The 22094-nt window shown below is 69.4% G+C and carries 22 protein-coding genes; 10 read left to right on the forward strand and 12 right to left on the reverse strand.

Annotation, left to right across the window (positions count from 1 at the left end; translation table 11 throughout):
• Positions 1 to 266: 266 nt before the first annotated feature.
• Positions 267 to 1139 (reverse strand): PHP domain-containing protein, encoded by an 873-nt coding sequence (locus RCH12_RS15640; RefSeq protein WP_327017487.1) that lies wholly within the window; start codon positions 1137 to 1139, stop codon positions 267 to 269.
• Positions 1140 to 1194: 55 nt separating this feature from the next.
• Here RCH12_RS15640 and RCH12_RS15645 point away from each other — a divergent pair, with 55 nt between their 5' ends.
• The gene (locus RCH12_RS15645) at positions 1195 to 2253 is read left to right on the forward strand and encodes an endonuclease/exonuclease/phosphatase family protein (protein ID WP_327017488.1); all 1059 of its coding nucleotides are present in this window, start codon (positions 1195 to 1197) and stop codon (positions 2251 to 2253) included.
• Between the two features lie 42 nt (positions 2254 to 2295).
• The gene (locus RCH12_RS15650) at positions 2296 to 3852 is read left to right on the forward strand and encodes an aminopeptidase P family protein (RefSeq protein WP_327017489.1); all 1557 of its coding nucleotides are present in this window, start codon (positions 2296 to 2298) and stop codon (positions 3850 to 3852) included.
• 125 nt (positions 3853 to 3977) lie between these two features.
• Here the strand turns inward: RCH12_RS15650 and RCH12_RS15655 are convergent, their stop codons facing one another.
• Positions 3978 to 4667, reverse strand: a complete 690-nt coding sequence (locus RCH12_RS15655) for a general stress protein (RefSeq protein WP_327017490.1) — start codon at positions 4665 to 4667, stop codon at positions 3978 to 3980.
• Positions 4668 to 4847: 180 nt separating this feature from the next.
• Here RCH12_RS15655 and RCH12_RS15660 point away from each other — a divergent pair, with 180 nt between their 5' ends.
• From RCH12_RS15660 to RCH12_RS15675, 4 genes are read left to right on the forward strand one after another with little or no spacing between them, the layout of a single operon-like run.
• Positions 4848 to 6179 carry a magnesium transporter MgtE N-terminal domain-containing protein gene (locus tag RCH12_RS15660; RefSeq protein WP_088455632.1) on the forward strand — a complete coding sequence of 444 codons (1332 nt, stop codon included), beginning with the start codon at positions 4848 to 4850 and terminating at the stop codon, positions 6177 to 6179.
• Positions 6166 to 6807: a DUF1003 domain-containing protein gene (locus tag RCH12_RS15665; RefSeq protein WP_103432505.1), complete on the forward strand. Its 642-nt coding sequence runs from the start codon at positions 6166 to 6168 to the stop codon at positions 6805 to 6807. The genes RCH12_RS15660 and RCH12_RS15665 overlap by 14 nt, the downstream gene beginning before the upstream one ends.
• On the forward strand, positions 6800 to 7960 hold the full coding sequence (locus RCH12_RS15670; RefSeq protein WP_103432506.1) for a P-loop NTPase: 1161 nt from the start codon (positions 6800 to 6802) through the stop codon (positions 7958 to 7960). The genes RCH12_RS15665 and RCH12_RS15670 overlap by 8 nt, the downstream gene beginning before the upstream one ends.
• A gap of 44 nt (positions 7961 to 8004) precedes the next feature.
• Positions 8005 to 9570: a succinic semialdehyde dehydrogenase gene (locus RCH12_RS15675; protein WP_327017491.1), complete on the forward strand. Its 1566-nt coding sequence runs from the start codon at positions 8005 to 8007 to the stop codon at positions 9568 to 9570.
• Between the two features lie 95 nt (positions 9571 to 9665).
• On the opposite strand, the gene RCH12_RS15680 is transcribed toward RCH12_RS15675, so the two are convergent.
• Both RCH12_RS15680 and RCH12_RS15685 read right to left on the reverse strand, forming a co-directional pair.
• Positions 9666 to 10319, reverse strand: a complete 654-nt coding sequence (locus tag RCH12_RS15680; RefSeq protein WP_327017492.1) for a hypothetical protein — start codon at positions 10317 to 10319, stop codon at positions 9666 to 9668.
• A 204-nt stretch (positions 10320 to 10523) separates the two neighbouring features.
• Entirely contained in the window at positions 10524 to 10907 is a 384-nt protein-coding gene (locus RCH12_RS15685) for a twin-arginine translocase TatA/TatE family subunit (protein ID WP_103432508.1), read from the reverse strand.
• Between the two features lie 88 nt (positions 10908 to 10995).
• On the opposite strand from RCH12_RS15685, the gene RCH12_RS15690 reads away from it, so the two are divergent.
• A complete protein-coding gene (locus tag RCH12_RS15690; protein WP_088455626.1) occupies positions 10996 to 11628 on the forward strand; it encodes an O-methyltransferase in 633 nt (210 codons plus the stop codon).
• A gap of 76 nt (positions 11629 to 11704) precedes the next feature.
• Here RCH12_RS15690 and RCH12_RS15695 read toward each other — a convergent pair whose 3' ends face one another.
• The 3 genes from RCH12_RS15695 to dapE form a co-directional block, all read right to left on the reverse strand.
• The gene (locus RCH12_RS15695; RefSeq protein WP_088457918.1) at positions 11705 to 11881 is read right to left on the reverse strand and encodes a DUF3117 domain-containing protein; all 177 of its coding nucleotides are present in this window, start codon (positions 11879 to 11881) and stop codon (positions 11705 to 11707) included.
• A 62-nt stretch (positions 11882 to 11943) separates the two neighbouring features.
• Positions 11944 to 13185, reverse strand: a complete 1242-nt coding sequence (locus tag RCH12_RS15700) for a hypothetical protein (RefSeq protein WP_327017493.1) — start codon at positions 13183 to 13185, stop codon at positions 11944 to 11946.
• Positions 13186 to 13187: 2 nt separating this feature from the next.
• Positions 13188 to 14300, reverse strand: coding sequence for a succinyl-diaminopimelate desuccinylase (dapE, locus tag RCH12_RS15705; RefSeq protein WP_327017494.1), 1113 nt, complete (start codon positions 14298 to 14300; stop codon positions 13188 to 13190).
• Between the two features lie 31 nt (positions 14301 to 14331).
• Here dapE and dapD point away from each other — a divergent pair, with 31 nt between their 5' ends.
• Complete coding sequence (dapD, locus tag RCH12_RS15710) at positions 14332 to 15315, forward strand: 2,3,4,5-tetrahydropyridine-2,6-dicarboxylate N-succinyltransferase (RefSeq protein WP_327017495.1); 984 nt, start codon at positions 14332 to 14334, stop codon at positions 15313 to 15315.
• A gap of 69 nt (positions 15316 to 15384) precedes the next feature.
• Here dapD and RCH12_RS15715 read toward each other — a convergent pair whose 3' ends face one another.
• The 5 genes from RCH12_RS15715 to RCH12_RS15735 all read right to left on the reverse strand — a co-directional run bounded on the left by RCH12_RS15715 (position 15385) and on the right by RCH12_RS15735 (position 19855).
• The gene (locus RCH12_RS15715) at positions 15385 to 16653 is read right to left on the reverse strand and encodes a citrate synthase (RefSeq protein ID WP_103432511.1); all 1269 of its coding nucleotides are present in this window, start codon (positions 16651 to 16653) and stop codon (positions 15385 to 15387) included.
• Positions 16654 to 16955: 302 nt separating this feature from the next.
• Positions 16956 to 17330, reverse strand: a complete 375-nt coding sequence (locus RCH12_RS15720) for a hypothetical protein (RefSeq protein WP_327017496.1) — start codon at positions 17328 to 17330, stop codon at positions 16956 to 16958.
• A 54-nt stretch (positions 17331 to 17384) separates the two neighbouring features.
• Positions 17385 to 18497: a succinyldiaminopimelate transaminase gene (gene dapC, locus RCH12_RS15725; protein ID WP_103432513.1), complete on the reverse strand. Its 1113-nt coding sequence runs from the start codon at positions 18495 to 18497 to the stop codon at positions 17385 to 17387.
• A 2-nt stretch (positions 18498 to 18499) separates the two neighbouring features.
• Positions 18500 to 18823 (reverse strand): ferredoxin, encoded by a 324-nt coding sequence (gene fdxA / locus RCH12_RS15730; RefSeq protein ID WP_066594116.1) that lies wholly within the window; start codon positions 18821 to 18823, stop codon positions 18500 to 18502.
• A gap of 36 nt (positions 18824 to 18859) precedes the next feature.
• On the reverse strand, positions 18860 to 19855 hold the full coding sequence (locus RCH12_RS15735; protein ID WP_327017497.1) for a hypothetical protein: 996 nt from the start codon (positions 19853 to 19855) through the stop codon (positions 18860 to 18862).
• A 173-nt stretch (positions 19856 to 20028) separates the two neighbouring features.
• Between RCH12_RS15735 and efeU the strand changes: the two genes are divergently transcribed.
• Both efeU and efeO read left to right on the forward strand, forming a co-directional pair.
• The gene (gene efeU, locus RCH12_RS15740) at positions 20029 to 20886 is read left to right on the forward strand and encodes an iron uptake transporter permease EfeU (protein ID WP_103432515.1); all 858 of its coding nucleotides are present in this window, start codon (positions 20029 to 20031) and stop codon (positions 20884 to 20886) included.
• A gap of 37 nt (positions 20887 to 20923) precedes the next feature.
• Positions 20924 to 22093 (forward strand): iron uptake system protein EfeO, encoded by a 1170-nt coding sequence (efeO, locus tag RCH12_RS15745; protein ID WP_327017498.1) that lies wholly within the window; start codon positions 20924 to 20926, stop codon positions 22091 to 22093.
• Position 22094 lies beyond the last annotated feature (1 nt).

The following is a 22094-nucleotide window of genomic DNA, read 5'->3' on the forward strand; positions in this document are numbered from 1 at the left end:
CACGCTCAACATGGCTACCCCAACCCAACGCCTCGCCGAACTGCTCACCGCAGCCTAGAAACCCGACCCGTTGCATCCACCACTTGACTTTGCCGTCGCTGACGGGGCACCAACTGGCAAGTCAGCCAGGTGCAGGGCGGTGAGTTGCCACTTGAGGCCCGTTCAGGCGCGCCCAGGGGGCACGAACCGGCAAGTCACCACATCGCCGGCTTCGGTGGGCGGCCCAGGCGGGCTTTGGCACGCCGGGCGCGGAGGAGCAGACGAGCTCAGTCGGGGTAGACCGGCTCCGAGCCGCGGCCCTCGGCGATGAGCCGTTCGAGCACCTCGGGACTGGTGGTGTTCTCGCCAAGCCGGTTGGGCTTGCCCTCACCGTGGTAATCGCTGGAGCCGGTGACGGCCAGGCCGTACTTCACGGCGAGCATGGTCAGCCGGGCGGTGGCCTCCGGCTTGTTCTCCCGGTGCCGAAGCTCGAGACCGAACAGACCGGCATCCACCAGGGCGGCGAGCCGGCTCTCTGCCATCACGTCGGCGACGCCACGGGTGGCCGGATGCGCGATCACGGGGACTCCCCCGGCCGCACGCACCAGGGCCACCGCACGTAACGGATCAGGGGCGTAGTGCGGCTGGAAGTAGCCCGCCTCCCAGTGCAGGATCCCGGCGAACGCCTCACTTCGGGTGAGAGCGAGCCCATTGGCGACCAGGGCGTCGGCGATGTGCGGACGACCCACGGTGCCGCCCGTGGTGGTCTGGGCGAGAACGTCGTCCCAGGTCAGCTCGTAGTCGGCGCCGATGCGGGCCACCATCTGCTCGGCACGGGTGAGCCGGGCCTTCCGGATGTGCGCCGTCTCGGCGACGATCCCGGCATCGGACGGGTCGAACAGATAGGCCAGCAGGTGGATGCTGGTGTGGCCGACGCGGGTGCTGAACTCCATCCCGGGGATCAGGGTGATGCCCGCGGTCCGGGCGGCGATCGAGGCCTCTGACCAACCCGCCGTGGAGTCGTGGTCGGTGATCGCCACGGTGCCCAGGCCCGCGGCCGCGGCGGCGCGCACGAGCTGCGAAGGCGTCTCGGTGCCGTCGGAGACGCTGGAGTGGGTATGTAGGTCGATCGGACCCGTGGAACGCCGTTCGACTGCCATTCCCCCATGCTAGTTGGCGCGGGAATACAGCTTGGTCGCCTACAGTGACTCATCTATGCTCTCCACGCTCATTCGCACCATCGTCGTGCTCGCAACCCTGGCCTTCCTCACCGTGCTGGCCTGGCCCGCGATCGCCGGGCTGCAGAACTCCTGGGTCATCGCGCACGCCGTGTCCTTCCGCGGCCTCGCCGTGGCGGTGGCCATCGCCCTGCTGGCGCTGCTGGCGATTCTGCTGCTCCTTGTGCGGCCGCTGCGCGCCACCACGGCTCTGTTGATGGTGCTCCTGGTAATTTTCGGCGCCGTCAATTCCGGCATCCTGCTGCACCGCGGTCTGGGCTCGGATGCGGCGGCGGCCGTGGCGGCGGAGCCCGCCGACGCGGCGGTCACGGTGCTGAGCTGGAACACCCTCGGCGACGCCCCCGGGGCCGCGGCCATCGCCGACCTCGCCCTCGCCGAGGAGGCCGATGTGCTCACCCTCCCCGAGACGACCGAGGAAACCGGTGTGCTCATCGCCGAGGCCATGCGTGCCGCCGGCCGGCCGATGTGGGTGCACACCGTCTCCTTCGACCTCATCTCCAAGGCACGGTCGACGACCCTGCTGATCAGCCCGGACCTCGGCGACTACACGGTCACCTCGGCCGCGGGCTCCGGCCCGCCCGGCAACACCAACGTGCTTCCCACCGTCATCGCGGAGCCCGTGGACGGCGCCGGCCCGACGATCATCGCCGTGCACGCCGTCGCCCCGATCCGGTGGGAAATGGCCAACTGGAGATCCGACCTGGACTGGTTGGCCGAGCAGTGCAGCGGCGGGTCCTCCGGCGGCGACGGCGTGATCATGGCCGGCGACTTCAACGCCACGATCGACCACTTCGCCGGGCGGGCCACCTCCGACGGCGCCGTTCTCGGCGACTGCCGGGATGCCGCCGCAGCCACCGGTTCCGGCGGGGTGGGCACCTGGCCGGCCTGGGCGCCCGCCCTGCTCGGGGCCCCCATTGACCACGTCCTGGCCACGCCAGACTGGCGGGTCGAGCGGATGCGCGTGATCGGTACCGAGGACACCGCCGGCAGCGACCACCGTCCCGTCGTGGCCACGCTGTCCCCCGCCGCCGAATAGGCAACCGGCGGGCTCCAAGCCGGCGAGTGGGACAATGGAGGAATGGCTGACTCCACCGACACCGCACCCGCACCCACCCCGGCCGCTCCGGCCGCCCGCTCGAACGAGAACCGCTCGACCACGCCGGGCTCCGCGGGGTTCAAGGAGTACATCTCCAGCGGCTGGGCCGACCGCGCCGAAACCGTGCCGCCGGCCCGCGAGCAGGCCCCCTTCGCGGCCGCCCGGCGGGAGCGCATCTCCCAGCAGTACCGCGGACACCGCCTGATCGTGCCCGCCGGGCGCCTCAAGCAGCGCGCCAACGACACCGACTACCCGTTCCGCGCCCACTCAGCGTTCGCGCATCTCACCGGTTGGGGCAGCGACTCCGAGCCCGGCGCCGTGCTCGTGTTCGAACCGACCGCCACCGGCCATGAGACCACCGTGTACTTCCGGGAGCGCGCCGGCCGCGACTCCGACGAGTTCTACGCCAACTCCGAGATCGGCGAGTTCTGGATCGGCCCGCGGCCCTCCATCGCCCAGGTCGCCGGCGACCTCGGCATCACCGTGCGCGGCATCGACGGTTTCGCCGACGTGCTCCGCCGCGTCGACAGCGAAACCCTGCTCGTGCGCGAGGCCGACCCGTTCCTCACCGGCCAGGTCGACGACGCACGCCTGCGCAACGCCGCCGAGAAGATGATCACCGGCAACGGCTCTGACGCCCCGTTCAGCATCGAGATCAACCACGAGCACGACGCGGATGCCGGTCTCGCACGCGACCTGTCCGAGCTACGGCTCGTGAAGGACGCCTACGAAATCGGCCAGATGCGCCTGGCCGTGGCGGCCACCGCCCGCGGTTTTGAGGACGTCATCCGCGACCTGCCCCGCTCCAGCACGCACCAGCGTGGTGAGCGTCTGGTCGAGGGTGTCTTCAACACCCGCGCCAGGGCCGACGGCAACACCGTCGGCTACGACACCATCGCGGCCTCCGGGCCGCACGCCTGCATCCTGCACTGGACCCGCAACGACGGCCCGGTTCTGGCCGGCGACGTCATGCTGCTGGATGCCGGTGTCGAGGTGGACAGCTACTACACCGCCGACATCACCCGCACCCTGCCGATCGACGGTTCCTTCACCGATGTGCAACGCCGGGTGTACGACGCCGTCCGCGAGGCCGCCGATGCCGCGTTCCTCGTCGCCCGTCCCGGCGCGATCTTCCGGGAGGTGCACGCGGCCGCGATGGCCGTGATCGCCCGGTACACCGCCGACTGGGGCATGCTGCCCGTCACCGCCGAGGAGGCGCTGCAGCCGGAGAATGGCCAGCACCGCCGTTACATGGTGCACGGCACCAGCCACCACCTCGGCCTCGACGTGCACGACTGCGCGCAGGCCCGTCGCGACATGTACATGGACGGCGTGATCGAGGCCGGCATGGTCTTCACCATCGAGCCCGGCCTGTACTTCCAGCCGGACGACCTCACCGTGCCCGCCGAGTACCGGGGCATCGGTGTGCGGATCGAAGACGACATCCTGATCACCGAGACCGGCGCAGAGAACCTCTCCGCCGGCATCCCCCGCGACTCCGCCGCGGTCGAGGCCTGGATGGCGGCCCTCCAGGCCTAGCCGCCCGGCCCGTCAAGGCGTGACTGTTGCCGATGCGGACAAGTGGTCCCGGTACGCCGGGCGCACTTGTCCGCACGGGCAACAGTTGCGCCGAGCGGGCGCGTCCGCGGGTTGAGCGGGCGCGCCTAGCGGGCGGGGTCGATCGGGCCGGAGACCGGCGGCTGCGGGTCAGCGGGCCCGGCGGCTGGCGGCGCAGACACCGGCGGGGCCGGCTGGCCGTACGCGGGCGGCGCGGTGGGCTGATCGGTCGGCGGGGCGACCGGCGGCTCGGGTGCGGAGCGCGGCGGGTCGGACGGGTGCGGGGCCGCGTTCGGCGCGGGCTCGGCCTGACCGGCGAGCAGGTTGCGGGCCTTGTTCAGCAGCTCCACGTTCACGATCACCTGGTAGTTGCCGGCGATCACCTGCATTGTCGAGGTGAAGTCTTTGCGCCGACGGTTGACGGCATAGCTGACCAGGCCGAAGAGCATGCCGAAACCGGCACCCATCAGCACGGCGGCGAACACGAACGGCAGGCCGGCCGCATCAGGGGAGAAGATGAAGAACAGCAGGCCGAAGAACACCCCGAGCCAGGCCCCGGATGCCGCGCCGGCCAGCGCCACCCGGCCCCAGGTGAGCTTGCCGGTGACACGCTCAACGGTCTTGAGGTCGTTGCCCAGGATCGAGAGCTGCTTCACCGGGAAGTCGGCCTTGGCGAGGACGTCCACGGCCAGCTGGGCCTCGTTGTAGGTCTCGTACGTCGCCACGACCTCGCCCTTGGGCAGAACGGGGTACAGCGCGGCGGCGGCACGACCGCCGAAGGGGCTCTGATTGCTCATGCAGCCATTCTTCCACGCCCACCGGGAATCCCCGATGAGCTGGCTGTGCATCCGTTGGGAGAATGGCTCGATGATCAGCCAAACGGTTGCGCCGCCCGCCCGGGCCCGCACCGTACCGGAGGTGCGGCTCCGCGCATCCGGCACGGCGGTTGTGGAGCCTGCACAAGCTAAGTTATAGGTGTGGCAAACACCAGAGTCTTCGTCGCCCGCCTGGCCGGGTGCAACGTCTTCGACCCCGCGGGCGACCGTGTGGGCAAGGTTCGCGATGTGCTCGTGGTCTACCGAAAAGACGACCCGCCCCGCGTGGTCGGCCTGATCGTCGAAATTCCCGGCAAGCGCCGGGTGTTCGTCTCCATCGGCAGGGTCACCAGCATCGGCAGCGGCCAGATCATCACCACCGGGCTGATCAATGTGCGCCGGTTCGAGCAGCGTGGCGGCGAGGTGCGCGTGATCGCCGAGATGCTCGGCCGTCGGGTCGCGTTCAACGACGGTTCGGGCGAAGCCTCCATCGAGGACGTGGCCATCGAGGAGTCCGCCCAGGGCGACTGGGCCATCAGCCAGCTCTTCGTGCGCCGCCCCAAGACCAGTTCATCGCCCTTCACCAAGGGGGCCACGGCGTTTGCCAACTGGGCCGAGGTCTACGAGAAGGTCACGGCCGGTGAGGCCCAGTCCGCCGAGCAGCTCATCGCCACCTACTCGGACATGAAGCCCGCCGACCTGGCGAACACCCTGCTCGACCTGCCGCGCCAACGCATGTTCGAGGTGGCAGAGGAACTGCCCGACGGCCGCCTGGCGGACGTGCTCGAGGAGATGCCCGAAAGCGAGCAGGTGGGCATCCTCACCCGGCTCGGCGACTCACGCGCCGCCGAGGTGCTCGACCACATGCAGCCGGACGACGCGGCCGACCTCATCGCACAGCTGCCAGAGGAGCGCGGCGAGCACCTGCTCGACCTGATGGAGCCCGAAGAAGCCGACGACGTCAGGTTCCTGCTCTCCTACGCTCCGGACACCGCCGGTGGCCTGATGACCACCGAGCCGATCATCGTCTCGGCCGATGCCACCGTCGCCGAGGGGCTGGCCCTGATCCGCCGGCACGACCTCGCGCCGGCGCTCGGTGCGGCGATCTGCGTCACCCTGCCGCCCTACGAACCGCCCACCGGCCGGTTCCTGGGCATGGTGCACTTCCAACGGATGCTGCGCTACCCGCCGCACGAGCGCCTCGGCACGCTGCTGGACCTCGGTCTGGACCCGGTCACCGCGGATACCTCGGCGGCGGAAGTCAGCCGCATCCTCGCCAGCTACGACCTGGTCTCCGTTCCCGTGGTGGACGAAAACCACCGACTCGTCGGGGTGGTGACGATTGATGACGTGCTCGACTACCTGCTGCCGGACGACTGGCGAAGTCACGACGACGGCGACGAGGTACGCAAACGTGCCACGGCCAGAACCCAGCTGGTAACAGGAAGCATCCCGCTGCCGGGAGTACGGAGGCACGGCAATGGCACGCGCTAACAAGAGCGAACTGCGCCTCGACACCCCCAAGGGCCTGCGCACCACCAACCTCGTCGGTCGTAAGCGCAACGGGCGCAGCAACGACAGGTTCGGCCGGTTCACCGAGGCGATCGCCCGCGGCATGGGCACGCCCTGGTTCCTGCTGGGGCTGAGCGCCCTCGTGGTCTTCTGGGTCGGCTGGAACACCCTCTCCCCCGAGGGCCTCCGTTTCGACTCCATCGAACTGGGCTTCATCGCGCTCACCCTGGTGCTGTCTCTGCAGGCGTCCTACGCGGCACCGCTGATCCTGCTCGCACAGAACCGGCAGGATGACCGTGACCGGGTGCAGTTCGAACAGGACCGTCAGCGCGCCGAACGCAACCTCGCCGACACCGAGTACCTCGCGCGTGAGGTTGTGGCGCTGCGCTTGGGCATGAAGGACCTCGCCTCGAAGGACTTCCTGCGCGCCGAGCTGCGCGCCCTGCTCGACAACCTCGACCAGCGCGACGAACAGGAACGCCGCGAACGCGAGGCCGCCAGGGACCGGGACAGCCGAGAGCTGGAAAGCCGGGAGCGGGAAGCCAGTCCCCGCGACAGTCGGGGCACCGCCGAGCGCACCGCCCCGCACGAGGTACACCCGTTTGACTGAGCCCGCCGACCTGGTGCGCGGCGCTCTGACCCGCGTCATCGACCCGGAGATCCGCAAACCCATCACCGAACTCGACATGGTCTCCGGCGTCACGATCGACGCCGACGGCGGCGCGACGGTGAGCATCCGCCTCACCATCGCCGGCTGCCCCGCGGCGACCCGGATCGAAACGGATGTGCGCGAAGCCACCGAATCGGTCGTCGGCGCGGGCCTGGCCCGGGTGCTGGTCTCGGTGATGACGCCGGAGCAGCGCCGCGCCATGACCGAGAAGCTGCGCGGCGGTCAGGGCGCGCGCAGCCTGCAGTTCTCCCCCGACTCGCTCACCCGGATCTACGCCATCACCAGCGGCAAGGGCGGCGTGGGCAAGTCCACCGTCACCGCCAACCTCGCGGTGGCCCTCGCCGCGCGGGGCCTGCGGGTGGGTATCGTCGACGCCGATGTCTACGGCTTCTCGATCCCCGGGCTGCTCGGCCTGGTCACCCCGCCGGCGACCCCCGGCGGTCAGCCCGGAATGGTCAAACCCACCCAAGTCGGTGACATGATCCTGCCGCCGATCGGCTTCGACGTGAAGGTCATCTCGATCGGCATGTTCGTCGACGACACCTCGGTGGCCGTCGCCTGGCGCGGACCGATGCTGCACCGCACCATCACCCAGTTCCTCACCGAGGTCTACTTCGGTGATCTCGACATCCTGTTGCTCGACCTGCCGCCGGGCACCGGCGACATCGCCATCTCGGTGGGCCAGCTGCTGCCGCACGCCGAGGTCATCGTGGTCACCACGCCGCAACCGGCCGCGTCCGACATCTCCGAACGAAGCGGCGCCGTCGCCAGGCAGACCGGCCAGAAGATCTACGGAGTGATCGAGAACATGTCGGGGCTGATGCAGCCGGACGGCACCCTGCTGGAGATCTTCGGCGCCGGCGGCGGCGCCGACGTCGCCGCCCGGCTCTCGGCGGGCCAGGACAGCCCGGTGCCGCTGCTCGGCCAGGTGCCGCTCAGCGTGGCCCTCCGCAGCGGCGGCGACACGGGACTGCCCGTGGTGCTCGGTGACCCCGCCGACCCGGCCGCCGAGGCCATCCAGGCCATCGCCGCCACGCTGGCCACCAGGGGCCGCGGCCTGGCCGGGCTGAGCCTGGGCATCAGCCCGCGCTGAGCGCGCCCCGCCGGTTGTCGGTAAGCCTGTCTAAACTGGCCAGCATGACTGCGCCAACGCTGACCGCAACCGCCCCGGCACTCCCGTTCACCGTCGAACTGGCCCGTGACATCTGCTCGACCACGGGTGAGACCGTGGGCGTCATCGGCCCGTTCATCGGCACAGAGCTGCACGCCCTGCCGGTGAGCAGCACCGTCGACGTGGCGGATGCGTACGCTCGCGCCCGCCTCGCCCAGATCGGTTGGGCCCGCGCCGGTTTCGCCCACCGCCGGGCGGTGCTCCTGCGCGCCCACGACCTGCTGCTCGCCCGCCGGGAGAGGCTCCTGGACACCCTGCAGACCGAGACCGGCAAGACCAGGGGGCAGGCGTTCGAGGAGGTCTTCCAGGCCGCCGGCGTCACCCGGTACAACGCCCTGGCCGCCCGCCGGGTGTTGGGCGGGCAAACGCGCCGCTCCGGCCTGCCGGTCCTGGTCACCACCAGGGTGCGCTTCCGGCCCAAGGGCGTCGCCGGGGTCATCACGCCGTGGAACTTTCCGCTGAGCCTGGCCGCGATGGACGTGGTGCCCGCGCTGGCCGCCGGCTGCGGGGTCGTGCAGAAGGCCGACAACCAGGGGGCGCTGAGCATCCTGCTGCTGCGCCGTGCGTTCATCGACGCGGGCGTGCCCGCCGACCTGTGGGCCGTGGTGACCGGCGACGGCGCCGAGATCGGCGGGGCCGTCACGGCCGGCGCGGACTACGTCTGCTTCACCGGGTCGACCGCCACCGGGCTGCGGGTGGGCACCCAGGCGGCGAGCACCCTCACCGGCGCGTCGCTCGAACTGGGCGGCAAGAACCCGATGATCGTGCTCGACGACGTCGACCCGCACCGCGCCGCCGCCCAGGCCGCCTACGCCTGTTTCTCCTCGATGGGTCAGCTGTGCGTGTCGATCGAGCGCATCTACGTGCAGCGCGCGGTGTCCGATCAGTTCCTACGCGAGTTCGTCACGGTCACCCGGGCCCTGATCCTCGGTTCGGCGCTGGACTACAGCACGGATGTGGGGTCGCTCACCTCGCAGGCGCAGCTCGAGCGGGTCACCGAACACGTCGCCGACGCTCTCGCCCACGGCGCCACCGTGCAGGCCGGCGGGCGGGCCCGGCCCGACCTCGGCCCGTATTTCTTCGAACCGACCATCCTCACCGGGGTCACCCCCGGCATGCTCTGCCACGCCGGCGAGACGTTCGGCCCGGTGGTGGCGGTGTCGGTCGTCGACTCGGAGCAGGAGGCCATCCTCGCCGCCAACGACAGCGACTACGGGCTCAACGCGTCGGTGCTCAGCGGCTCGGCCCGGCGTGGTCTGCGGGTCGCCGAGGCGCTGGAGGCCGGCAGTGTGAACGTCAACGAGGGCTACCGTGGGTCGTTCTCCGCCGTCGACGCCCCGATGGGCGGCGTGAAGGACTCCGGTCTGGGCCGTCGCAACGGACCGGAGGGCTTGCTGCGCTTCGTGAACCCGGTCACCATCTCCCGGGCCACGGGCGCGCTCACCCTGCCCGTCACCGGGCGGGAGTTCGGCCGCATGGTGACCCCGATGCTCCTCCTGGCCCGCACCCTCAAGACGGCCAGGCGGCGTTAGCCGCCCGCCGCCGACGCGGGTTGCCCCGCGGCGGACGAGTTGCCCCGGCACAGCCGGGCAACTCGTCCACAATGGGGCAGGTCGCGAGAGGACAGTTAGTTGTTGCCGTCGTTGCCGGTGACGTGCACCGCATAGCCCCAGCAGCCGGCATCCGCCCAGTGGTAGTAGTCGCCGCCGCCGGTGTCGCCGTCCAGGGCGAGGGTGAACCCGGCCTGCAGTCCAGGTTCGACGTCTCCGAGCCTGGTCATGTCGACACCCGCGAATTCACCGTCGACGGTGTGCCTGACGGCGTGCCAGTCGTAACCGGCCTCTGCCATGCACTGGGTGATCAATCCGTAGAAGTACTCGTACTCAGCGGGGGTATCGGGAATGGCATCGGGGTTGGGCGTGCGCACCTCGACGACGTTGCCGTCGCCCTCGGCACCGCTGCCGGATGCGTCATCGCCGATCGCTTCGTCGCCGGCGGTGCCGTCGGTGTTCGTCGTCTCGTCCGCCACGACGACCTCGTCGGGGGTGTCCGCCCCGGCACCCGTCGCCGGCGCGGCGGCGGTCGGTGTCGCTACCGGCGCGGGAGCCGTCGACGGCGTCGGCGATGGCGTGACCCTGGCGGTCGGAGCCGATGCTGCTGCCAGCACGTTCGTCGTGGGCCGCGAATCCTGCCCGGCCGCGTAGGCCGTCGCACCCACCGACAGCACGGCGACCCCCGCGACGATTCCCACCATGATGAGACGGCTACGTGTATTGCGCATGATGCGACCTTCCCCCGGGGTCTTCAGCACCACGGTGCCGCCCCACTCTCTCTGGCAAGGCTACGCCTGGTCCACGCCGGAGAGCGCTCCACGACTCCCCCCTTCCGGGGCGACCGCGCGATGCAACTCGCGAGTTGCTCCCGTGCGGACGAGGTGCCCCGGCGCACCGGGGCACCTCGTCCGCAGCAGGGCAACTCGGCGGCGCTAGGTAGCCTCGGAGTCGAACGGCGCGGGTCCGGTCAGGGCGCCTTCCCTGGCACGCTTCCGCTGCAGGTAGGCGCTGTCGGGGTTCGGGCCGGTGCGGCCGACCACGGCGGACTTGCCCTTCACGGGCTCGTCCTCGATGAGGGCTTCACGGATGATCCGGCGCGGGTCATACTGCCTGGGGTCGAGTTTCTTCCAGTCGACGTCGTCGAATTCCGGACCCATCTCGTCTTTCATCCGGTCCTTGGCGCCATTGGCCATGTCGCGAAGCTGGCGCACCAGCCGGCCGAGTTGGGCCGCATAGTGCGGCAACTTCTCGGGTCCGAGGAGGAAGACGGCGATGATCCCGATGAGCAGGAGTTTCTCGAACGTCAGACCGAACATGCCCTCAGAATATCCCCCCGGCGAGGCATCCCCGAACCACGGGTCGCACAGCCGTAGTCTTGACCTAATCATCTACTGGAGTTGCGGAATGTCTGACAAAGATCTGAATTGGAAATTCGCCGACGACTCGGTGGTGGAGAGCGACGCCCTGGCACGAGCCCGGCAGCAGTCCCTCGAGCTCGGCATCGACGCCATCGCCCCCTCGGTGGGCGCGCAGTCGGCCGTCATCGCCGCGGCGACCGGAGCCCGCAGCATCCTCGAGGTCGGCACCGGTGCCGGCGTGTCCGGCATCTGGCTGCTCACCGGTGCGCCCGGTGCCACCCTGACCTCGATCGACATCGAGGTTGATCACCTGCAGCACGCCAAGGCCAATTTCCACGAGGCCGGCATCCCCACCAACCGGGTACGCCTCATCACCGGACGCGCCGCCGAGGTCCTGCCGCGCATGAACGAGAACTCCTACGACATCGTGTTCGTGGATGCCGACCCGCAGTCGGTCATCGAGTACGTCGAGCACGGCCTGCGCCTGGCCCGGCCGGGCGGCACCGTCCTGGTGGCGCACGCGCTCTGGCGTGGCCGGGTGGCCGACCCTGTACAGCGCGACGACGTCGCCACCGGCTTCCGCACCCTGCTCAACGAGATCGCCTCGTCCAAGGCCGTGATCAGCGCGCTCTCCCCCGTCGGCGACGGCCTGCTCCAGATCACGAAGCTGCGCGCCTAGCCTCGCTCCGGATACAGCAATCGGCTGTGCGGAGAACCGCACAGCCGATCAGCTGAAAACCTGTCTTACAGAATTACTACACGGCCGGGGCAACTACGCCCGCGAGCGCATCGTGAAGCTCCTTGGCTTCTGCGTCGTTCACAGAGACGACGAGCCGACCCCCACCTTCGAGCGGTACACGCACGATGATCAGGCGCCCCTCCTTTACAGCCTCCATTGGTCCGTCTCCGGTCCGTGGCTTCATGGCCGCCATGAACTCCCCTTCCATTCGTAGTCTGTACTCCTATTATCGACCATTCGGCCGTCAGACAGTAATTAGGGCGGGGTCCAATCCGCTCCGTCCACGCCCCAACAGAGCAAAAGCCAGCCCCACTGGGCGCAGATCAACGCCAGTGTGACCACAACGCGGTACACGGCGTTTCGCGGCGTGGCGAGCGCGCCGAGCAGCGGGAACATCGGCATCAGCAGCCTGAACACACTCGATTGCGGAAAGAACACCGCGAGCAGGTAGAGCGCGTACGAGGCCACCCAGAGCCGCAGGTCCACACCCAGGCTCTTCACCGCCGGCGAGAACATCACCAGTGTGAAGGCGACGATCAGTGCGACAACGGCGATGATGCCCAGAGGCGACCCCAGCCACCACACCCCGCTCTGGAACCAGGCCGCAAACGGCACCAGCTCCTGGTAGCCGATGTACGCCGACCGCCAGGCCAGTTCGGTGTCGGTGTACGCGGTGACGGACCCCGTCACCAGCCAGGCGATCCCCGGCCAGGCCAGGCCCATCACCCCACTGAAAACGGCCACGAAAGAGGCGGTGACCGCTTCGCGCACCGGGAACGGGTCGCGGGCGCGGCTGTACCAGCGGTAGCCGACGTGCAGGGCCAGGAACAGGGCGAACGCCAGCCCGCTGGGCCGGGTCAGGGCCATCACCGCGATCACGGGCACCAGCACCAGGTAACGCCGCTCCAGCAGGAGCAGCAGGGCCAGGGTGAGCAGCAGCAGGTGCATCGACTCGGCGTAGCCGAACTGCAGCAACGGCGAGAGCGGGGCGACGCAGAACAGCAGCACCGAGAACAGCGCCGTTGACGGCGTCTGCACCCGCCGCATCAGCCGGTAGAACAACAGCGCGGTGCCGAGGCTGCAGACCACAGATACAAACACCGCCACCGGCGCCCACGGGGCCCCGGTGACCAGCATCAGCACCCGCACCACCGCCGGGTAGCCCGGCATGAACGCCCAGGCGTTCTCGCCGACGTGACCGTCCGCGGTGACCGGCAGCACCGCCGGGTAACCGCCGACACCGACGATGTTGTACCAGAGGCCGTCCCACATGGTGGCGAACGCCGTATAGCCGGGCCTGGCCGTCGTCCAGGCGTTCTGACCCTGCACACTCGCCAGCACCAGCACCAGCGAGGTCGTCACCACCCTCGAGGCCAGCCAGATCGCGACAACCTTCAGCCACCAGGGCACCAGCCGGTACCGGGCCCGCCACCGGGCCGGCAGGGCACCGGGGAGACCCCGGCGGACCGGGCGGACCGGCGAGCGGGTCGGGGTCATGGTCAGCCGATGGGCGCGGTCAGCCAGGCGCGCAGGGCGTCCTCGCAGTCGGTGATCTGGGTCAGCGCCACCCGCTCGTCATCGGCGTGCGCCTTGAGCGGGTCACCGGGGCCGTAGTTGACGGCCGGGATGCCCAGGGCGGAGAACCTGGCGACGTCGGTCCAGCCGTACTTGGGGCGCGGCTCCGCGCCGACGGCCTCGAGGAACTTGAGCGCGAGCGGCGCGTCCAGGCCGGGGCGGGCGCCCTCGGCGAGGTCGACCACGGTGATGTCGAAGCCGGCGAAGAGGTCTTCCAGGTGCGCCACGGCCTCCGCGGCCGTGCGGCTGGGCGCGAACCGGTAGTTCACGTGCACCATGCACTCGTCGGGGATGACATTGCCGGCGATGCCGCCGCTGATCCCCACGGCGTTCAGGCCCTCCCGGTAGACCAGGCCCTCCACCTCCACCTCACGCGGGGTGTAGCCGGCGAGGATGTCCAGGATCGGGGCGGCCTTGTGGATGGCGTTCTCGCCAACCCAGGCGCGGGCGGAGTGCGCCCGCTTGCCGAAGGTGCGCACCTCGATGCGCACGTTGCCGTTGCAGCCGCCCTCGACCTGGCTGTTGCTCGGTTCGCCGAGGATCGCGAAGTCGCCCTCGAACAGGTCGGGACGGTTGGCGGCCAGCCGGCCCAGCCCGTTGAGGTCGGCGTTGACCTCTTCGTGGTCGTACCACATCCAGGTCACGTCGACGCTGGTGTCGGCGAGCTCGGCGGCGAGTTTGAGCTGCACGGCAACGCCGGCCTTCATGTCCACGGTTCCGCGCCCCCAGAGGTAGTCGACGTCGCCGTCGGTCTCGAACCGGGTGGGCAGGTTGTCGTTGAGCGGCACGGTGTCGATGTGCCCGGCGATCACCACGCGCTGGGCACGGCCCAGGTTGGTGCGGGCCACGATGGTGTCACCGTCGCGGATCACTTCCAGGTGCGCGGAGCCGGCCAGGGCGGCCTCGATCGCGTCGGCGAGCGGCGTTTCGTTGCCGGACACCGACTCCACATCGCAGAGGGCGCGGGTCAGCTCGATCGACGAGGCAGTCAGGTCGAGGGCGGGAACGGACGGGTCTATCGTTCGGTCGGAAGGCACTGTACCAATCTACGGCTACTAATCTAGAGCCATGGTCACCGCCCCTCCCCCCGCAGAACAGACAGTCGCCGCCACTCACGCCTGGGGGTATGGCCTGGCCACGATCGCCGGTGACGGCACCGTGCTGGACACCTGGTTCCCGGCGCCGAAGCTGGGTGCGCTGCCCGCCGACCGCGACCGGTGGATCGTGCCCACCGAGCTGGAAGAGGCCGCCGGCCCCGACGCCCGCCGCAACGTGCGTCTCGAGGCCGTCACCGTCGAGATCGACCTGCAGGCGCCCCCCGCGAGCACCTCGGATGCCTACCTCCGTCTGCACCTGCTCTCGCACCTGCTGGTCAAGCCGAACACGCTCAACCTCGACGGCATCTTCGGCCACCTGCCCAACGTCGTCTGGACCAACGCCGGCCCGGTGCTGCCCGCCGACTTCGATCGTCTGCGGCCGTCTCTCCTGCGCCACGGCATCGCCGCCACGGGCCTGGACAAGTTCCCGCCGCTGCTCAACTACGTCTCCCCGGAGCGGGTGCGCATCGCCGACGCCTCCAGGGTGCGCCTGGGTGCCTACCTGTCCCCCGGCACCACCGTCATGCACGAGGGCTTCGTGAATTTCAACGCCGGCACTCTGGGCGTCTCGATGGTCGAGGGCCGCGTGTCGCAGGGCGTCGTGGTCGGTGACGGCGCCGACATCGGCGGCGGCGCATCCATCATGGGCACGCTCTCCGGCGGCGGGACCCAGCGGGTCACCATCGGGGAGCGCGCGCTTCTCGGCGCCAACTCGGGCATCGGCATCTCGATCGGTGATGACTCCGTGGTGGAGGCGGGCCTGTACGTCACCGCCGGCACCAAGGTGGTGCTGCTGGATGCCGCGCGCACGGCCGACGGAGCCCCGCGCACGGCCAAGGCCAAGGACCTCTCCGGTGTGCCGAACCTGCTCTTCCGCCGCAACTCCCTCACCGGCGCGGTCGAGGTGCTCCCCCGCACGGCCGGCATCGTGCTGAACGCCGCCCTGCACGCTTGATCACCCGCCACCGGTGAGAAAAGCCCCAAGAATCCGAGATTCTTGGGGCTTTTCTCTGAGCTCGCGAGCCTAGCGCTGCGGGTAGTCGCGGGCGACCGAACCCGTGTACAGCTGCTGCGGGCGGCCGATCTTGGTGGTCGTGTCCAGGTTCATCTCGCGCCAGTGCGCGATCCAGCCGGGCAGCCGGCCGATCGCGAACAGCACGGTGAACATGCGCGGCGGGAAGCCCATCGCCTTGTAGATCACGCCGGTGTAGAAGTCGACGTTGGGGTAGAGCTTGCGCTCCTTGAAGTAGTCGTCGTTCAGCGCGATGAACTCGAGCTCCTTGGCGATGTCGAGCAGATCGTCCTTGACGCCGAGGGCCTCGAGTACCGCGTCGGCGCTCTCCTTGACCAGCTTGGCGCGCGGGTCGTAGTTCTTGTAGACCCGGTGGCCGAAGCCCATCAGGCGCACGCCGGCTTCCTTGTTCTTGACCCGCTCGACGTATTTCTGCACGCCTTCGCCGGAGGCCTTGATCTCGTGGAGCATGGTCAGCACGGCCTCGTTGGCGCCGCCGTGCAGCGGGCCGGAAAGAGCGTTGATGCCGCCGGAGACCGACGCGAACAGGTTGGCCTCGGTGGAACCGACCAGGCGCACGGCCGAGGTGGACGCGTTCTGCTCGTGGTCTTCGTGCAGCATCAGCAGACGTTCGAGCGCCTTGCTCACGACGGGGTTCACCACGTACGGCTCGGCGAGGGTGCCGAAGTTGAGCTTGATGAAGTTGTCCACGAAGCTCAGCGAGTTGTCCGGGTACAGGAACGCGTGGCCGATGCTCTTCTTGTGCGCGTATGCGGCCATCACGGGCAGCTTGGCGAGCAGCCGGATCATCGACAGTTCGACCTGTTCGGGATCCTTGGGGTCCAGGGAATCCTGGTAGTAGGTCGACAGCGCGGAGACGCCGGCCGAGAGCACCGACATCGGGTGCGCGTTGTGCGGCAGGGCGTCGTAGAAGCGGCGCAGGTCTTCGTGCAGCAGGGTGTGCCGACGGATGCGGGTGTCGAACGCGCTCAGTTCGCTTGCGCTGGGCAGTTCGCCGTAGATCAGCAGCCACGCGGTCTCGAGAAAGCTGGAGTTCTGGGCGATCTGCTCGATCGGGTAGCCGCGGTAGCGCAGGATCCCGTGTTCGCCGTCGATGTAGGTGATGGCTGACTTCGTCGCCGCCGTGTTCACGAATCCGGAGTCGAACGTGGTGTAGCCGGTCTGCTTGGTCAGCGTCGCGATATCGATGCTGGACGGGCCGTCGGTGCTACCCAGGATCGGGAACTGCGCCGTGCCCCCCGGGTAGGTCAGAGTGGCCATCTGCGGACCCGGTACGGGCCGATCGATGAACTGCGGCTCATTGGATGGTGTTCGCTGCGCGACGTCGCTCACGGCGCCTCCCTGGATTTCAAAGCCTTGCGGCTGTTGGTCTGTGGTGGTCCGCCGCAGCACGCTCGTGGTGCTTGGCAACGATAACCCGCTTACAGCCTATTCCGCCGAGGGGCATACTGTTGCATCCGCCAAGATCGACCAGAGTCCATTGGCCCTAGGTCACAGCCGATTTCGCACGGGGCGCGCCGAGCTTTCCGGTCCGCAGCCGCCCGCCGACCCGACCCCGCGACTCAGCGGGTCTGGCGGGTCAGGCCGAAGTGATAGGCCTCGTCGAGCACCTCGATCCAGGCGCCCACCCCGGCCTCGGCCGGCAACCGCACCCACTCGCGCATGGTGCGCCGGCCCATCACGACGGGCCGGCCGGTGTGCTGGGAGACCAGCTGGCGGACCCGGGATTCCGGAACCTTGGCGACGAGGTCGCCGTTGCGGCCGATGAACGCGAAGACCTTCTCCTGCACCTTCACACCGTCGCCGTTGAAGATCTTTCCCCGCGTCACGGGCGGATGCGCGGGAAGCTCGGACACGAGCGCGTACAGCGCCCCGACGCTCACGCCGTAGCTGTCCTGAGGAGCGCTGTCGTCGACCGGATGCGCGGTGTCAACCATGCCATCAGCCTAGGCAGGCCGCCGCCGGTGTCCAGCCCCGGCAATGGAGCCGGGTCAGGCCGCGGCGAAAGCCCGCAGCCGGTCGGCGGCGGCGTTGATGCGCTCGTCGTCGGCGGTGAGTGAGAACCGCACGTGCCGGGGATAGAAGTCGCCGTAGAACGGGCCGGGACCGGCCAGGATGCCGAGCTCGGCGAGCTGCCGGATCGAGTCCCAGGCGTCGACACCGGCGGTCGCCCAGAGGTACAGGCCGGCCTCGCTGTTCTCGATGCGGAATCCCGCGGCGACCAGCGCCGGCAGCAGCACCTCGCGGCGGGCACGGTAGCGCTCGCGCTGCACCCTCACGTGCTCGTCGTCGCCCAACGCGGCGACCATGGCCGCCTGCAACGGGGCGGGCAGCATCAGACCGGCGTGCTTGCGCACGGTGAGCAGACGGCCGAGCACATCGCTGCTGCCGGCGGCGAAGGCGCCCCGGTAGCCGGCCATGTTGGACTGCTTGCTCAGCGAGTAGATCGCCACGATGTTGCGCAGGTCCCCGTCGGTGACGCGGGGGTCGAGGATGCTCGGGATCGGCTCCGCGTCCCACGGGGCTGCCCAGCCGAGTTCGGCGTAGCACTCGTCATTGACGATCACGGCACCGAGTTCGCGGGCGCGGGCCACGGCGGCGCGGAGCACCTCGACGGGCAGCACCCGCCCATCCGGGTTGCCGGGGCTGTTCAGCCAGATCAGCCGCGTCGTCTCCGGCCACTCGGCGGGATCATCGGAGGGGAACGCATCCGCCCCGGCCATGGCCGCGCCGATCGCGTAGGTGGGGTAGGCGGCGCGCGGGTGCACGATGGTGTCGCCCTCGCCGATGCCGATCATGAACGGCAGCAGTGCCACCAGTTCCTTCGAGCCGATGGTGGGCAGCACGTTCTCCCCCGCCAGCCCGGTCACACCGCGGCGACGGGCGTACCAGTCGATGATGGCGTGCTGCAGCGCCGGGGTACCGGTGGTCTGCGGGTAGGCGTGCGCATCCGTCGCGGAGGCCAGGGCGGCCTGCACGACAGGCGGGGTGGGGTCGACCGGGGACCCGATCGAGAGATCGACGATGCCGTCGGCGTGGGCCCTGGCCTGCTGCGCGAACGGCAGCATCGCATCCCACGGGTACTCGGGAAGTGGTTTGAGCACCTTTAGTGCTGAACCTGGGGCGGGAGCACCGAGATCACCGGGTGGTCCTTGGCGATGACGCCCACCTTGGCGGCGCCGCCGGGCGAGCCGATGTCGTCGAAGAACTCGACGTTGGCCTTGTAATAGTCCGCCCACTGTTCGGGCAGGTCGTCTTCGTAGTAGATGGCCTCGACCGGGCAGACCGGTTCGCAGGCTCCACAGTCGACACACTCGTCGGGGTGGATATAGAGGGAGCGTTCACCCTCGTAGATGCAGTCGACGGGGCATTCGTCGACGCAGGCGCGATCCTTGACGTCCACGCAGGGCAAGGCGATGACATACGTCACAGTGGCAGGATTCCCTTCACGAACAGAGTTATCAGTCTACGCCGTCGGCCGACGGGCGGGAATTCGGGGCCACGCGATGACGAGGGCGGCGAACAGCGCGGGCGCCATCGACCAGACCGTGCCGGGCACCCCGGCGGGCACCAGCACCGAGCCGCCGGTGCTGCGGAGCGACAACAGGAACACCGTGGCGACCAGACCGATCGCCGCTGCGAGGACCACGAGCCTGTCGTGCACAACGAGGCGCAACCCGAGCAGGAGGGTGCCGCTGGCAAGTAGTGCCAGGGTCAGGCCGACAGGGATCGTCACGGAGCCCAGTTCGATCGTGGTCTGGTGCGCCACGGTGCCGAGAACACCGAAGAGCGCGCCGGCGCAGAGAGCCATCAGAACGGCCAGCAGCCTGGATCCGACCGTCGGCGCCTCGAGCTCGGCCGGCTGGGCGGGGCCGCTGCCTCTGGCATAGGTTTCGGTGCCGGTGACGAGGGCCTCGGTGCCGTCGTCAAGACGCACCACCCGGCCGTCCAGCCGCCATCGGCCAGGGTACGCGGCCAGGGCCGCCAGTTTCTGGTCAATGTGGTCACTGACGTCGATCGCGGTGAGCCGCACGCCGGGAACCGCCGAGACCCTGCTGCTGAGGAACACCGGCACACCCTGCGCGCCGGCCGCGTCGACGGCTGCCTGGCGCAGGGCCGGGTCAACGGCGGCGGCCACGACGGCGGTGGCGTGTGCTTGAGCGAAGGCTTCGACCAGCACCGCACGGCGCTGCGCACCCTGCGGCTCGCCGGCCAGGACCCGCCACTGGGCTGGGTCGGTCTCACCGAGTGCCACCCGGGCGGCTGCCACATCCGCTGCGCCGGCGGATGCCGGAGCCGGCACGGATGCGTCGCTGTCATCCGGCGTCGCCGACCCGAAGAGCACGGTGACGTCGGCGCCGTCATCCAGGAGCCGGGCGATGGTGCCGCCGGTGTGCAACGATTCATCACCGGGCGCGTCGAGCACGAAGACCACCCGTTCGCCGTTCCCGGACATAAGCATGGGTGACTCCTGAACAACGTGGACGAGCGCGGTCGGCAAGACGTGCTGCGGCACCGGGGCCGCTGACAAATCTTAGCTGGACACATCCGGCGTTCCTACGTAGAGTGGATGGGTAAGGTAAGCCTTACCAATTGTTGGCCCCATCACCCCACCCACAACAACCGGGAAGCACTGTGCTCGCAAACTACCTGATCGGCCTGCGCGAAGGGCTCGAAGCCGCGCTGATCGTGACGATCCTGATCGCCTACGTGGTCAAGATCGGCCGCCGCGACGTTCTCCCCCGGATCTGGGCGGGCGTCGGCCTCGCCGTCCTTCTCGCCCTCCTGTTGGGCGCCATCCTCACCTTCGGTACCTATGGCCTGAGCTTCGCCGCGCAGGAGACCATCGGCGGGCTGCTCTCCATCATCGCGACGGGGCTGGTGACCTGGATGGTGTTCTGGATGCTGCGCACCGCCCGCGACCTCAAGGGGCACCTGCACGGCAACATCGACAAGCACCTCACCGGCACCGGCATGGGCCTGGTCCTGGTCGCGTTCCTCGCTGTCGGCCGCGAGGGCATCGAAACGGCCCTGTTCATCTGGGCGGCTGTGCAGGCCACCGGAGCGACCACGCTTCCGCTGGTCGGGGCGAGCCTGGGCATCCTCACCGCGGTCGGCCTGGGCGCCCTGATCTACTCCGGCATGCTCAAGATCAACCTGAGCAGGTTCTTCACCTGGACCGGTGCCATCCTCATCATCGTCGCCGCCGGAGTGCTCTCCTACGGGGTGCACGACCTGCAGGAGGCCGGCATCCTGCCCGGACTCAACGCCCTCGCGTTCAACGTCTCCGCCGTGATCCCCCCGGACAGCTGGTACGGCACCCTGCTCAAGGGCACCCTCAACTTCTCGCCGGCCACCACCTGGCTGGAGATGTTCGCCTGGATCGCCTACGTGGTGCCCACCCTGACCCTCTTCATCGTGAAGAGCCGCCAGGCGAAGCCGACGCCGTCCGCCGCACTCCCCCAGACCGCCACCGCGGTTGTCACCCACTGACCCCACGCCCCGCACCGCCTCCCTTCTAAGGACCCCCATGCGAGCCCGCCTCCTCCCTCTCGTCGCCGCCTCAGCCGTCGGCCTGCTTGCCCTCACCGGATGCGTCGCCAACGCCACCGGCGGCGACTCGGCCCAGGCCGCCCTCACCGTCGACAGCAGCGCAGATGCCTGCACGGTGTCGGCCGCCGAGGCGCCGTCCGGCAACCTCAGCTTCACGGTCACCAACTCGGGCGACCAGGTCACCGAGTTCTACCTGCTCGCCGAAGACGGCCTGCGCATCGTCGGCGAGGTCGAGAACATCGGCCCCGGCCTCAGCCGCGACCTGGTCGTGCAGCTCATGCCCGGCCGCTACGTGACCACCTGCAAGCCCGGCATGGTCGGTGCGGGCATCGACCAGAAGGCCTTCACCGTCACCGACTCCGGCACCGACGTCACGGTGGATGCCGACCTGGACGCCCGCATCGAGGTCGCCAACACCAACTACGCCGCCTACGTGCGCGATCAGGTCGCTCAGCTCCTCACCGGCACCCAGGCCTTCGCCGACGCCTACCTGGCCGGCGACGATGACACCGCCCGCGCCCTGTACGCCCCCACCCGCGCCCACTGGGAACGCGTGGAGACCGTGGCGGAGTCGTTCGGTGACCTCGACCCGCAGCTGGACCTCCGTGAGGCCGACCTCGAGGAAGGCCAGGAGTGGACCGGCTGGCACGCGATCGAGAAGGACCTCTGGCCCGCCGACGCGGAGGCCGGCTTCGCCGCGTACACCCCCGAACAGCGCCAGAACCTGGCTACCTTGCTCGTCGCCGACACCACGACGCTGAACGAGAAGGTGCAGGATCTGGACTTCACCCTGTCCCAGCAGACCAACGGCGCCATCGGCCTGCTCGACGAGGTCGCCACCGGCAAGGTCACCGGCGAGGAAGAGTTCTGGTCGCACACCGACCTGTGGGACTTCCAGGCCAACATCGACGGCGCCAAGGTGCTCTACGCCGGGGTGCGCGACATCCTGCTCGAGGAAGACGCCGACCTGGCCGCCGATCTCGACAGCGAGTTCGCCGAGCTGCAGAAGCTGCTCGATGCCCAGCGTGTCGGCGAGGACTTCACCCTCTACACCGACCTCACGCCCGCCGAGATCAAGGCCTTCGCCGACCAGGTGAACGCCCTCGGCGAGCCGCTGAACCAGCTGACCGCCACCCTCGTGCTCTAAC

The organism is Cryobacterium sp. MP_3.1, from assembly GCF_035984795.1.
GTDB classification, from domain to species: Bacteria; Actinomycetota; Actinomycetes; order Actinomycetales; family Microbacteriaceae; genus Cryobacterium; species Cryobacterium zongtaii.